12 protein-coding genes, 1 tRNA gene and 1 pseudogene are annotated in these 13,125 nt (G+C 66.4%); 9 read left to right on the top strand and 5 right to left on the bottom strand.

Features of this window, described 5'->3' with window-relative positions; translation table 11 throughout:
* Positions 1-41 precede the first annotated feature (41 nt).
* The 3 genes from ACWEVN_RS15860 to ACWEVN_RS15850 all read left to right on the top strand — a co-directional run bounded on the left by ACWEVN_RS15860 (position 42) and on the right by ACWEVN_RS15850 (position 1,378).
* Positions 42-114 (top strand) — tRNA-Asn (locus ACWEVN_RS15860).
* A gap of 420 nt (positions 115-534) precedes the next feature.
* Positions 535-996: a hypothetical protein gene (locus ACWEVN_RS15855; RefSeq protein WP_452051719.1), complete on the top strand. Its 462-nt coding sequence runs from the start codon at positions 535-537 to the stop codon at positions 994-996.
* A 175-nt stretch (positions 997-1,171) separates the two neighbouring features.
* Positions 1,172-1,378 (top strand): hypothetical protein, encoded by a 207-nt coding sequence (locus tag ACWEVN_RS15850; protein WP_452051718.1) that lies wholly within the window; start codon positions 1,172-1,174, stop codon positions 1,376-1,378.
* A gap of 22 nt (positions 1,379-1,400) precedes the next feature.
* On the opposite strand, the gene ACWEVN_RS15845 is transcribed toward ACWEVN_RS15850, so the two are convergent.
* Positions 1,401-2,570 carry a restriction endonuclease gene (locus ACWEVN_RS15845; protein WP_452051717.1) on the bottom strand — a complete coding sequence of 390 codons (1,170 nt, stop codon included), beginning with the start codon at positions 2,568-2,570 and terminating at the stop codon, positions 1,401-1,403.
* A gap of 76 nt (positions 2,571-2,646) precedes the next feature.
* On the bottom strand, positions 2,647-3,063 hold the full coding sequence (locus ACWEVN_RS15840) for a hypothetical protein (RefSeq protein WP_452051716.1): 417 nt from the start codon (positions 3,061-3,063) through the stop codon (positions 2,647-2,649).
* A gap of 719 nt (positions 3,064-3,782) precedes the next feature.
* Here ACWEVN_RS15840 and ACWEVN_RS15835 point away from each other — a divergent pair.
* Positions 3,783-4,145: a hypothetical protein gene (locus tag ACWEVN_RS15835; RefSeq protein WP_452051715.1), complete on the top strand. Its 363-nt coding sequence runs from the start codon at positions 3,783-3,785 to the stop codon at positions 4,143-4,145.
* Between the two features lie 59 nt (positions 4,146-4,204).
* Positions 4,205-5,558 (top strand): annotated as a pseudogene (locus ACWEVN_RS15830) (IS256 family transposase).
* 373 nt (positions 5,559-5,931) lie between these two features.
* Here the strand turns inward: ACWEVN_RS15830 and ACWEVN_RS15825 are convergent.
* Entirely contained in the window at positions 5,932-6,621 is a 690-nt protein-coding gene (locus ACWEVN_RS15825; protein ID WP_452051714.1) for a hypothetical protein, read from the bottom strand.
* 768 nt (positions 6,622-7,389) lie between these two features.
* A complete protein-coding gene (locus ACWEVN_RS15820; RefSeq protein WP_452051713.1) occupies positions 7,390-8,607 on the bottom strand; it encodes an IS110 family transposase in 1,218 nt (405 codons plus the stop codon).
* A 227-nt stretch (positions 8,608-8,834) separates the two neighbouring features.
* On the opposite strand from ACWEVN_RS15820, the gene ACWEVN_RS15815 reads away from it, so the two are divergent.
* The 3 genes from ACWEVN_RS15815 to ACWEVN_RS15805 all read left to right on the top strand — a co-directional run bounded on the left by ACWEVN_RS15815 (position 8,835) and on the right by ACWEVN_RS15805 (position 10,550).
* Entirely contained in the window at positions 8,835-9,128 is a 294-nt protein-coding gene (locus ACWEVN_RS15815; RefSeq protein ID WP_452051712.1) for a hypothetical protein, read from the top strand.
* A gap of 184 nt (positions 9,129-9,312) precedes the next feature.
* Complete coding sequence (locus ACWEVN_RS15810; RefSeq protein ID WP_452051711.1) at positions 9,313-9,582, top strand: hypothetical protein; 270 nt, start codon at positions 9,313-9,315, stop codon at positions 9,580-9,582.
* 692 nt (positions 9,583-10,274) lie between these two features.
* Entirely contained in the window at positions 10,275-10,550 is a 276-nt protein-coding gene (locus tag ACWEVN_RS15805) for a hypothetical protein (protein WP_452051710.1), read from the top strand.
* A 418-nt stretch (positions 10,551-10,968) separates the two neighbouring features.
* Here the strand turns inward: ACWEVN_RS15805 and ACWEVN_RS15800 are convergent, their stop codons facing one another.
* Positions 10,969-11,367: a hypothetical protein gene (locus ACWEVN_RS15800; RefSeq protein ID WP_452051709.1), complete on the bottom strand. Its 399-nt coding sequence runs from the start codon at positions 11,365-11,367 to the stop codon at positions 10,969-10,971.
* Positions 11,368-12,513: 1,146 nt separating this feature from the next.
* On the opposite strand from ACWEVN_RS15800, the gene ACWEVN_RS15795 reads away from it, so the two are divergent.
* Positions 12,514-13,113 carry a vWA domain-containing protein gene (locus tag ACWEVN_RS15795; protein ID WP_452051708.1) on the top strand — a complete coding sequence of 200 codons (600 nt, stop codon included), beginning with the start codon at positions 12,514-12,516 and terminating at the stop codon, positions 13,111-13,113.
* Positions 13,114-13,125: the final 12 nt, after the last annotated feature.

The raw sequence follows: 13,125 nt of genomic DNA, 5'->3' as shown, positions 1-13,125 counted from the left end.
TCTCGTCGGTCGGAGAGGCTGGCACTGGAAGTGAGCAACATTCCCCTGTAGCTCAACTGGCAGAGCATTCGGCTGTTAACCGGAGGGTTCTTGGTTCGAGTCCAAGCGGGGGAGCAAGGGCCCAGGTCACAGACCTGGGCCTTTTTGCTACTCGCGAGTAGGGGCGATTTAGTGTCTATCTTGACGATCGTCCAAGGATGGGGTTGGCCATCGACGCCGGTTCACCGGGGTCCGTGGGACGGTGCCGCCGACCTGCTTTGGCGTCGTGCATGGCGTCCCGTCGGAGATACCGTCGCGATGCCAGGGATCGTTTGGGTAGGTCGATGACCCTACAGCCGGGCTGGCCGCTGACCGGGGCTGACGGCGACGGACGTGCCTCAGATGTCCAAAGCGGGCATGCTGTCGTTCATGGGCCGAGGTCCCCGCCGCGAACGGGGCAGATTCAGGGAGTCTCCTCAAGGTGCCCGCACGCGTGAGTTCGTGCGGCGGGACGAAGCTGATCCCGTCAACGTGCGCAACCGCGACGGACAGCCGATGCGGACGCTGGAGAACTGTCGGAACTGGCAGGAGGAGTCGGAGCGGCTCGCGGTGTGGTTTTCGGATCTTCACCCGGTGACGCAGAAGCGGCTGACCGCCTTCATGATCCGGTGTCCGATGAGAGGCTGTCTGCTAGGCCGCGTCTTCCGGCAGGGGGACCCGAAGGCAAGAATTCAGTATGTCTGGCTGGCTCGGGCTCGTGCTGGCCAGAACTCGGCTGCCATCGTCAACTGGGCGTGGGATGGGGGTCGTGGCTCGAAGGAGTTCATGACCACGAGTTGCAGACACGGGACCGCGCGCGTCGACATCGGGCTTCTGCAGGGCATGATCGAGGCCTTGGACTTTCCGCCGTCGTCGCCGACGGAGGGTTGGCTGAACCACTACGAGATGGCCATCCAACGCGGGTATGCCCGCCGAACGATCATCGCGTCCGACACGGACTGGACTGCGCGGACCTGACTGGCGGAGCCAGGTTCGGTATAGTGATGACCACAACCCAAGATCGCCTGCTCGAGCTACAGACAAGGCCTGCCCGGGCCGATGGCGTCTGAGCGCCCCAGCTACCACAGGAGAGCGCCGGCCGTAGCCGCTTGGAGATGAGCACCAGGACCATCCCCTGGAGGGTCCTGCAAGCATGCTCGTGAACATCCTTACTGCCGCGTTGCCGGGTCTGGCCGTGCCGGCCTTCAGCTATCTGAAGTACCGCGCCTACCTGAAAACTGTTCGGCACGTCGTCGACAACCTGGGCGGCGATGGCCTCGACAAGCTCGACGTGGTTCTTCCGCCATCGGGCCCGATGAGGCATTCGCCACCACATCGGCGGCAGTCGAGTTCGCCCTGAAAGCGGTGGAGAACTCGGCAGCTCATCGAAGGCCGTGGCCGGCGGCGATGTGAGGCTTCTGGGCGAGAAGCGTCTCCAGCCTGCTGTCGGGCCAGAGTTCGATGAGGGGTGAAGCTCCCGTCTCGTTGTGTTTCTCTGCCCAGCTCACGGCATCGGCTGTGAAGCGGCCGGTAGTGGCGATGATGAGACCGCGAACCAGGGGCGGCTCCCATAGCTTGACGGTGGCGACGGTGTCCGACACATCAGTGGGGCGAACAGAACGCGAGCGCCAGTGTTTGGCTTGGACGATCACCCGCTCGTTACGCACGCCGCCGGTGCCGTCACGAAGGACGCGGTCCAGCGAAAGATCTCGTCCTCGATCGGGCGCTCGGGTCTGCATGAGCCATTGGACGTTCTCGTGCTCGGGGAAGCTTCGCAGCAGGTCGTACAGCAGGCGCTCGAAACCGCCGTCATCGAGGCGGTCCCACGGAAGAGCGATCGTGGCGGCCCCGGTCAGGCTTCCGGCTGCGGCCTGACCGAGATCAACGGCTGGAACGGGCAATGGATCGGAGTCGGCGAGCGCACTGGCTTCGATGTCGGAACGCACGCTCGGCCAATCCAACTCGGCGATGTCGTACCAATCGTGGCCTTCGCTGAAACGTAGGTGGCGGCGGAGGTCGCTCCAACGGCCCTTGCGCTCGGCTGTGTCTCCCAAGAGCCGCTCGATCTCGTCGACTGCGGCCTTGATCTTCTCTGTTTCTGGGCCTTCCAGCTTCGTTGAGGAGTCACGGGCTACACCGGCGAGAAGAACGGGCAGCAAGCCGTCGATGGTCGACGTCAGCTCATCGAGTCGCTGGCGGGCGGCGCGGCGACGGGCACGGTTGAGTCGGTACCGATACTCGGCTAGATCCTTCGAAGGTTGTTCTCCGACTTCGTAGGCTTCGAGCGGCGGCACACCGATCTCGAAGCAGTCGACGAAAATCGCACCGATTTCGTCGATATCGGGCAGTCCGGCAGTGATGGTCCAGCCATCGATCTCGGGCAGGCCCGCCAGGAGGTCTGACCACGCGCGTCGGAGGTCGTCGTACTCGGGGTGTGAGCCTCGTGCCGGTCCGGTCGGGATGAACGTCTCGGCCCGGCGCCAGACGTCCTCGAGCTTCGCGACGTTCGCCGCCGTTCGGTCCATAGCGTTGAGCAGGTCGTCGAGCTCCACGATGGAAGTGTTACAGATGAGCAGCGCGCACCTTCGCTACGACACGGAGCGCGGAGCGGCGTCGCCCACCTGTGATCTATAGCGGCACCCGGGCCGATTCAGGTTCGTCGAACTGGTCGCACATGACCATGACCCGGCCGGGAAGCGGCATCGCCTCGGCCGTGAGGATGCCGAACTCGTGCGCGGCGCCGATGCCGAGTGAGATTCGCTCAGGACGGTATTGGATCTGGGCGTACGACTCGTCCCGATCGGAAAAGTGTACGCGCGTGGCGTCGGCTTCTCCGATGTTCACCAGTCGATACAGCGCACCACTCACGTGCTCGACAGCGAAGGCAGGTCGGCGCGCTTGCTCGGCCTGCACACGGGTCACCTCGGCATCCTTTCGATCCTGGCGACGATCGAGCGCCTTCCCCAGGCGTCCGAAACCGAAGCCGACACCGCCTCCGAGGAGCGCGGTGACTATCGGCAGGGTTATCTGCAACCAAACAGGCATGCAGCCATTATTCACCGCGAAGTCCTGGATCGGTCACCACGAGGAGCACCGCGTGGCTTTGTCGGGGCATTCGCGTCGCCTTCGCTAGCTTTCTAGTCTCGCTCGATTTCGACCCACTGCTGCTGCGTCTGTGCCTGTCGAGACCGGCTTGGCACCATTCCCGCCACTCCGTTAAGGGAACTCTGCCCACCGCCAGCAGATCGTTTGCGCGCTCTCGTGGTTGCGATCGACCATCTCCCACAGCGGTGGCTAGGTGGGAAGGAGACCACCTCCGGGCGTGCTCGTGACCCTCTCACTGCCAGTGAGGTGCGCAAGGGCTTCTGACCTGCGACTTTGGCGGATCCGCAGGTCGGCTGGGGCAGTCTGGGGCAGCTGAGTGCACTTCGGTGCGGTTGTGCGCCGTTCGAGGAGGGAGTTTGCCCCAGCTGTGCCCCAGTAAAATTGGTGAGAGAAGCGGCGAACAGTGGTGACGTTCCGTCCTGCCCGCTTCTCCGTTATCACCCGTCTATGGTATCCGGCTAGCGACTGAAACGCCGATAAGCGAAGCGCCAGCAGCCGTCGAAGGAGGGCGGCGGTGGAGGTGCGGGTTCGAGCTCGTCGGGGGCACCACGCAAACCATCATCGCCCGAACAGCCTGACCTGACCGGCACTCTGGTCATCGAGGCCATCTACGACCTCTCGTCGAAGCATGGGAGGCGGTGATGGGCTCCTCGGCCGGCGTGAGCAGATTCGTCACCACGATGATGAGCGTCGTCATCGGGCTGACCTTCTTGTTCGGCTTCGGCAACGTCCTGGCCTTGGCGCTGCGGATCGGTGTACCGGTGTACGTCGCTCCGCTGGTGGCTCCGGCGCTAGACCTGACCGTTCTCGGGCTGCTCGTGGGTACCAGGCACCTGGCGATGCACGGCGCTGCGGAAGCGGTGCTGCGGCCGGCCCGGCGCCTTCTGCTGGCGGCGAGCACCGCGACGCTGGCTCTGAACGTCGCCGACCCGATCTGTGCAGGTCAGTGGGGTAAGGCTGGTTTTGATGAGCAATGCTTGAAACCTGTGGATGGCTGGGAAGGGGGCGTACCTTCCCGGTGACCGGTTGAGGTTTCCAAGCATGGCCGACGCGCCAACGTCGGCCGGGAAGGTACGACCCGATGCTGAGCGTAGTCCCTGATCCTGCTGCGGGTGATGACGGTGCGGCGGGCGGCTCGTCCGCGTCGTCGGTGATCGATGAGCTGGTGCGTGAGGGTGCCCGGCGGATGCTGGCCGAGGCGTTGCAGGCCGAGGTGGACGCCTATATCGCCCGGTTCGCCGCCGAGCGTGACGAGCACGGGCACCGCCTGGTGGTCCGCAACGGCCACCACGAACCCCGCGAGGTACTCACCTCCGCGGGCGCGGTGGAGGTGACCGCGCCGCGAGTCAACGACAAGCGCGTCGACCCGGACACGGGTGAGCGGCATCGGTTCTCCTCGGCGATCCTGCCGCCGTGGGCGCGCAAGACCCCGAAGATCACAGAAGTACTGCCGTTGCTGTACCTGCACGGGCTGTCCAGCGGGGACTTCGTGCCCGCGCTGGGGCAGTTCCTCGGCTCGGCGAAGGGCCTGTCGGGGCCGGTGATCACGAAGCTGACCGAGCAGTGGAAAGCCGAGCAGCGCTCCTTCGCCGAGCGTGATTTGTCTACTGTGGACTTTGTGTATCTGTGGGCGGACGGGATCCACGTCAACATCCACCTGGAAGAGGCGAAACTGTGCCTGCTGGTGATGATCGGGGTGCGCGCCGACGGCCGCAAGGAGCTCGTGGCACTGGCTGATGGCTACCGTGAGTCGGCCGAGTCCTGGGCGGATCTGCTGCGCGATGCCCGCCGCCGCGGGATGCGCGCCCCGGTGCTGGCCGCGGGCGACGGGGCGCTCGGGTTCTGGGGCGCGCTGCGGGAGGTGTTCCCCGAGACCCGGGAGCAGCGCTGCTGGTTCCACAAGATCGCCAACGTGCTCGCCGCGCTGCCCAAGTCCGCGCACCCCGGGGCGAAGAAGGCCCTCGCGCAGATCTGGAACGCCGAGGACCGCCGGCACGCCCTGGACGCGGTGAGGGCGTTCGACGCCGCCTACGGCGCGAAATTCCCCAAGGCCGCCGCCAAGATCACCGACGACGTTGAGGTGCTGCTCGCGTTCTACGACTACCCGGCCGAGCACTGGATCCACCTGCGCACCACGAACCCGATCGAGTCGACCTTCGCCACCGTGCGGCACCGCACGAAGGTCACCAAGGGCCCCGGCTCACGCGCGGCCGGGCTGGCCATGGCGTTCAAGCTCATCGAAGCGGCACAGGCCCGCTGGCGCGCGGTCAACGCACCCCACCTGGTCGCCCTCGTCCGCGCCGGAGCACGCTTCGAGGCAGGCAAACTCGTCGAACGACCCACCGAACACACCCCACCCGCAGCCGCCTAAAAGACCTTCATCCACAGGTCTTGACAATTGCTCGGTTTTGATGCAGTTGGACCGCTGCTCTTGATCGGCTGGGCCGAGGTGGGTCCCGCATTGCTCCGAAGCCTGCAGATGGTCGACACCGCGCAAGATCAGCGAGAAGATCACGACAGCTCAGCGTCCGACCCGGCGGCGGAGCCGGAGTGCGCAGTCCCGGTTGACCAGGAGCCGACGCTCGAGACGACAGCTGCAGGTACCGAAGCGAAGCTGGAACGTGCGAGGAGCCTCAACCGCGAGCACTGGGATCGCTACCAGCGTCCCATTTCAGCTGAAAGCCTGCGACGCGAGCTCGGGGGAGGAGCCTCGACTTCGAGGAAGGTGTGTGCGGCCGTGCGATCCGAAATGCAGGCGGCAATGGCTGCTGTTCCTCCAGGCTGCCCCGAGGTGCCATAAAGCCGAATTCACCCGGCCCGCCCCCGCTGCCCTGGCGGCATGATGCCGCGGGCCCGAGCGGTGTAGACCCACTTGTGGACGGTCCGCGGTGAAACGGCCGTCAGCTCGGCGATCGTCGGCGCGGGCGGCAGGCCCCGTCTCAGGCAAAGCGCGTAGGCGCTGCGGATCCGGACCAGAAAGTCGTCGGTGATTCGGCTGCCCTGTGGCGGGTCGAGCACAGGGAAGTCGTCGGCCTCGGCAGCGGGAGGCTCTGGTGCTTGAGGCATGGAGGCCTGGCGGACACCTGACTCCGCGAATTGCGCGAACCAGCTTTCCGCGACCCAATTGCTCAACGATTTTTCGGGACCCTCGTGCGCTCTGCCCCGGACCGGGCCTCCACAACTGCTGCAGTGTCGGCCGCTGTACGTGCCTGATCCCCAGGTCGTTGCGTAATGCGCCGCCAGCCGGTGGAGGTCTGGCCCGGCCACGTTGGAGCGGCTCTCCACGGATTCCGGCCCTTCAAGCATGGCTGCCTCCAGAGCATCGATGGGCAGCTGCCGGATCGCTGCCAGCGGCAGAGGCTCGCCTTCGCCATCGACGTAGAGCTCAGTGATACGCCACCTGCGGTCGGTGCCTTGCGCGAAGCGCGCGTACACCTGGCCGGGCAGTCCGATGCCGTCCACCCGCACCCAACCGCCGTTGCCATAGCCGATTCGCACGGGCGCAAGTCTACGCCCTATGGTAGTAACTTGACGACAGATACTCTGCTAGCTGGCCCTTACCGTGGAGTTCACGCAGAAGGAACTCGAGTCGTTGGAGGGGCGGGTGGCTCTTCTCTTGCTACTGCTGCCGGCATGTATGGGCATTGCGATGATCATCGCGGTCAGCGGGGCTGTGTTCTCACGCTCGCCGAGCCGGCGCCGTGACGGGCTGACCGCGCTCGCGCTGCTTACGCGGTCGAAGAGCGTCGTCCTGCGCGTTGGGCCGCACGATAGAGTGTGAATTCGCTTCATGTCGCTTCAACGCGGACGCAACGATCGGAATTGGCTAGACGTGGTCTGCGGGTGGTCGACCGTCTGGCTGCGGCATGGGGTATTTGCCAGGACGCCGGCAGTGGCAAGACGGTGTGGGCACATGTTCCGTGTGGCGGAGACAGCCGCGGGCCTTGCAGATGAGGCACTCCCTGAACTGACCGTGGATCGGGAACAGCATCCGCGAACGGGTTCAGCGGCGGGTGAGTCGAAGAGATGATCGATAAGCCGCGTTCAGCGGCCTCCGGGGTTCGGCACATCTGACTCGGAGCAGTGGTGCTTGTCCGATGCGGGTTGACCTGCTGAGGAATCTGATCGGCTCCTATGCAACCTGGTGCTGTGCGCGGCGACACCGCAGGTCGCGGCTGCCGCAGCGAGCACACCTGGGATCCGTGGACGCGGCGGCCGCGGCTCGACGCAGCGGAATTTCCGGCCCGAGGAGTCTCAATGACTGTGTCAAGTAGCGGCTGCGGCCGTGACTGGTGGTGAGGGATGGAACTCGCGGCCGTCGCGCAGCAGGGCCCAGATGACGTCGACCAGGCGGCGGGCCAGGGCGATGAGGGCTTGGGTGTGCCGCTTCCCCTCGCGGCGTTTGCGCTGGTAGAAGGTTTGGGATGGGCTGTCGGGGCGTTTGATCGCCGACAGGGCGGCCAGGTAGAACACCCGCCGCAGACCGCGGTGGTAGCGCTGCGGGCGGTGCAGGTTGCCGCGCACCCGTCCCGAGTCACGGGGCACCGGCGCGAGACCGGCGTAGGCGGCCAGGTGCGCGGAGCTGCGGAAGGCTGCCTGCAGGTCGCCGCCGGTGCCGGCCAGCAACTGGGCCCCGAGGATGGGACCGAACCCGTCGAGGCTGGTGATGTGCCCGGCGTCCGGGTGCTCACTGAACCGGCCGGCGATCTGTTTGCCGAGGTCTTTGCTCTCCCGGTCCAAGTCGAGCAGCTGCCGGGCCAGCCGCGCAATCAACGGCGCGGTCACCGCTTCACCCGGCAGAGCAACGGTTTGCTCATCGGCGGCCGCGAGGGCTTTGTCCACGATGGACGGAATGCTCTTGGCCCAGGCACCGTGTTCGGCCAGATAGGCCGACAGGCCGGCTGCTTCGTCAGCGCGGATGCCGTCTGGGGTTTGGAACCCGGTGAGCAGGATCAGCGCGGAACGTGTGGAGTAGTCGAACGCCCGCTCCAGCGCGGGAAAAATACTCGCGAGCAGCTCACGGATCCGATTGACCCCGCGCACCCAGTCGGCCATCAGATCCTCCCGGCGCGCGGTGAGCACCTGCAGGTCGGCCACGACCTCCTCGGTGCTGGTGATCGGGGTCAGATCAGTGCGCATCCGGGCGGTTTCGGCGATGGTGCGGGCGTCACGCGCGTCGGTTTTGCCTTCACCGGCGAACGCGCCGGCCATCCGGTTGACCAGCCGGCCCGGCACCGACACGACTGGCTGGCCCGTGGCCAGCAGCAACGTGATCAACAGCCCTGCGGCGCCGGAGGTCATGTCCACCGCCCACACCACCCCATCGGTGGCTTTCGCGGTGGTCCGGGTGATCAGCTGCTTGATCGCGGCCTGTCCATTGGCCACCTTCCGCGAGAACACGACCTTCCCGGCTGCATCCACCGCGCAGGCGTGATGGAAACCTTTCCCGACATCGATCCCGACCCACACCTTGCCCACGGCCATCCGGCCCGATCCTCCTGTCTTCGCAGCTGCACCCCGTGGACGACCCGCCGGCATCTCCATAAACAGCGACCAAGCGCAGATCTCAATCAGCGGCCAGGGCGTCCAGAACGACAGGGCGGCCACTCCTCAGAAGCCACCACACAAGGCAAGGACCGATCAGCCACACCCCATCGCCCTGGGCATCCAGGACAACCCGTCCTGAACACCAACAATCTTATGGAGGACCCATGGACACCCTGCGCATCGACAACAAGGTCGACGACTACGAGCAGTGGAAGGCCGCATTCGACAAGTTCGGCCACGTCCGCCAGGAGGGCGGAGTGCCGGCCTACCGCGTCGCGCGAAACGTGGACGACCCGAGCCAGGTCTCCGTCGACCTCGACTTCACGACCCGGGACGAAGCGGGAGCGTTCCTCGAGGTGCTGGCGAAGATCTGGCGGACACCGCAGTCGCGGGCCGTGCTCGTGGGCCACGGCACCCCGCAGATCCACGACGTCCTCGAACAGCGGTCCCTCCGATGATCGGCAACGTCGCGGCCTCGGGTCTGCGGGCAGCGGGGCTACGCCGTTTCACCGCGATCGCGGTCGCGGGTACTGCCGTGGCGGTGCTGTTCAGCCCACGGGACTGTTCGGCGGGTTCTGGGCACCCACACCGGATGGTCCGGCGCCGTCGGGAGCGGTCCTGGGCGGTCTCATCGCCGAGCGCATGATCGAGAAGGTGGCCTTCGGTGCCGGTCTGGCAATTCTGCTCACCGGCCGCCGCTGGTTCGATGCCGGCACCGCCGCTCGCAGCCGTACCGCGTGGCTGGCCACCGTATGGCTGCTTGCGTCGTGGATGCCGCACGGTGCCCTCCACGTGCACAACGGGATGCAGCCGGCCGACCTGCTGGTCATCGAGTGGATCTTCCACGTGGGCACGATCGCTGCCGTCGTCGTACTGCTCTGGGCACTACTGACCCGGGGCCGAAACGCCTGACTGTCAGGGGCGTCCTCCCATGAACGCGGCGCGGAGCCCGGCGAAGCCGACGTCGCGCCGCCCCATGTTGCCGATCTTGGTTGCAGCGCGGGCTCACAACAGCTGCACTCGCCGGCGCGGCCGTTGGGCTACGGGGACCGGCCCGTTGCCCGGACCGGTTCACCAAGCTGTTCCGCAGGCTCAATACCGCCTCTGGATTGCCGCCGGTTCGGCGCACGATCTGCGTCACGGCGCGGTCAGCCTGGTGCTTGGGGCTGGCGATGACCTCAAGTTCGTCCAGGCTCTGCTTGGGCACGCAGCATCGTGCTGACCGCGGACACCTACACCAGCTTTCTGGACGAGCACGCGCACCGTGGCGCGCGGGCCACGGCCGAGCTGATCCTGGCCACCGAGAAGCGCCTGGCGCGGCGGCTCCGCCGGCCGTCCCGACGACGGCACCGTGACATGACCCGCACACGCGGTACACGGAAAGTCGCGGCTCCAGGCTTCGTGCGGTCACGCCCGAGTGCACGGGCTCTGCTCCGGGTGGGAAGGCCGGCCAGGTCGGCGGCCACCTGGTAGAGGCCGTCGGCCTCGTCGAGGTCGCCGCACAGCCGGGCCCGGGCTGCTTCGGCCAGACCCTGCACGACCACCTCGTTCATCGGCGGTCGCTCGACCTCCGGGACACCAGTCGCGGAGATCAGGGAGGCGACGTGGGCGTCGACGTGTCGCAGACGGTCGTCCAGCCCGCGCTCGCTCAGCCCGCGCTATCCGGCTGTCACACGCTTGGGCGTTTATGGCCCATGCAGACAGGTGCCCTTCGCCCACGCGTCGAGATCACGCGCCTCGCACCGGCCGGACCGGAGCAGCTCATCGAGGAGGGCGCGAAGGCCAAGAGCAGCCGCGATCGGATCCGCCGCCCAGAGGTCGGTAGCGAGCGCCGGGGCGGCGGGAAGGTCCGCATCGTCGAGGGCGAGACTGATTGTTGAGATGGCGACGGGGTGAGCTGTGGGTGGGTCGTCGAGCGTGCCGGACGGTCCGGCCTCGTCTGCCGTAGCTTGGCTGACCCCGATCACGTCGTGCGATTCTCCCTGCCAGGCTCGGTGAGGACACCGGACGGATGGACGGATGCGGACCCACGAGCGAGGGAATCCCCGTTGTGCCCCTGTTGGCGCGGGGCCGTCGTGGCGGCTGTCGTCGGGCGTTCACAGGCCGCGTTCTCGTGGGTGAGCCGTTCGCGGGGTGTTCGGCCTGGTTCCGTTCCTGGTCGGTGCGGCCGCTGCCACCCGCTTGCCGCCAGGAGAGACCTTGTCGTGTTGATGTCACAGCGCTTGAGGTTCAACGTGGCTGCGGGCAGGTCGCCGAGACTGGGGCCGGCGGCCAGGTCCGCCGGATTGCGGAGCGGACTTACCAGGTGACGGCGTCGATTCCGATGAGGAGGGGCTGGTCGGTTTCGGTCCAGATCTGGATCCCGATCGTGGTCACCTGGTCGACGGCCGGGACGGTCCAGGTGAAGGGCGTCCAGCCTGCGTGGTCGGGCAAGGGGGTCTCCGTCTGCTGGTCGCCGCCCGGTTGGTTCTCCACTGACCAGTGGTTCCGGCCGTGTGAATCGTGCACGAGGAAGCTGATGCCACCGCGTTCCGGGCCCGGGACCCAGATGTGTGCGCTCACCCGGGTTCTTGGCTTGATCGAATCGACGTCGTGTGAGATACCGACGGCCGAATATCCCTTCGCGGCCGAGGCGCCGGTCACGGTGACCAGGAGGGAGTGCGTGCCTTCGTCGGCGAGGCTCGTGGTGGTCTCCACGTGCGCGACTTGAGCGCCGTAGAGGATCCACCAGCGGACGGCTTCGCTTTCGAAGCCATGCGTGCCGGGGCGGCGGTCGGCGCCCCGGCGGATCGCCAGATGAGCAGCCCGGCGGCGAGGGCGACCAGCGCGAACACCGCGCCCGCCATGACCGTCCGACGACGGTGGTGGGTGGTCCGAGCCGACTCTCCGGCGACCTCAACCGTGTCGGGAGAGTTAAGGAGAGCGGCTGATTCGTGCCGCGCGCGTTCGGCGAGCGCTGTCGCACGGAGTTCGACCAGGGAGCCGTCGTCGATGTCGAGCACCTTTTCCAGCGCTGTCACGAGGTCTTCCAGCGGGATTCGGCGGCCGTGCTCGTAGTCGAGGAGGGCGCCGTGCCCGGCGAGGCCGACCCGCCGGGCCCTGGCTGCCTGAAACCCCGTGTCCGCCTCACCGGGGCAACTCCAGACCACTGATGCCAGGCCACTAACGTATGGTCCGCGTTTGGTTCGCGTATGGTCCATCGGCTACCGACACGCGCTGACCGGCTGACAACGTCCGAGTTGAAAGGTTGAAAGGGCTCCGTTGCGGTGCAGGAGAAACGCATGCCGGTGACCTTGAACTGGTTCCTTCGACCGGCAGGCGTACAGATCTGGAATCTTGTACCGACAAGGCCATCGCCGGGGATATCTGTGGATATGCTGTGCACTCGCGCTGGGGAGTTGGCGGGGTATGTGCTGGTGCAGGAGGCGGACGCCGCCGCGCCCCGTGCCCTCGTTCTACTCGGCATCGACGTTCGCAGATGACGGCGAGCCGCGTCATGGTCCCGACCATGTTGTGTCTTTTTTGTGCCGGCGTGTGGAAGGTGAGGTGAGGTCGCTGCACGAGCCGCCGCTGGCGAGATCCCGGGAGATGACGCCCATGAACGCCAAGACCACGTCAGACGTGTCGCAGGGTGGTGGCTTGTGTCAAATGTCCACTCGTCCACTGGCATGTTGTCCCGGTTGGCCACGGCGTTCGACATGCGCTATCCTGGTCGGCTTTGTTGTGGGGTTAGGGAGGAATGAGTTGATGGATGGTCCTGTTCCTGGACCTGCGGCCCAACGTCCGCGTTCGCCTGCAGCCAGGCCGTTGCCCGTTGTGGTCTTGGCCGATGTGAGCAGCAGTATGGGTGAGTGGGGCAAGATCGACGTGCTCAACTCGTGCATCGCGGCGATGTTCCGGGCATTCGCTGAGGAGCGTGCTGGCCAGATTCTGGTGAGCGTCGTGACGTTCGGTGGTTCCACCGCAGAGGTTCATTTGCGCCCGACGCCGGCTGCGGAGGCACGATGGACTGATATGACGGCGTCTGGGGTAACGCCGATGGATCAGGCGTTTGATGTGGTCCGGGCACTGCTCGAGGACGAAGATTCCATTCCGCGTCGGGCTTCACGTCCGTGTCTGATTTTGTGTTCGGACGGGTTTCCGACGGGACCGGACGGGCGGCGCAGTGATGCGTGGGAGGGGGCGTTGGATCGGCTTCTCACCTCCCGGCGTGGTGGGCGAGCGTTGCGGCTGGCTGTGTCGATCGGACCGGACGTGACGGACGAGGCTCGCGCTGTGCTGGCGGCGTTCGTGGCGGATCCGGCATATCCGGTGGTGAACGCGGAGGACGCGGGGCGGATCACTCAGTTTTTCGAGTTCGCGACGCGGACGGTCACCACACGGATGGCTGGTGGTATCGAGGTGCCACCGTTCGATCCTGAGCAGTTGGCGGACCTACTGTGACCGCGGCGGGAG

Source organism: Amycolatopsis sp. NPDC003861, assembly GCF_053605405.1.
This window is presented reverse-complemented; position numbering and strand designations above follow the sequence as displayed.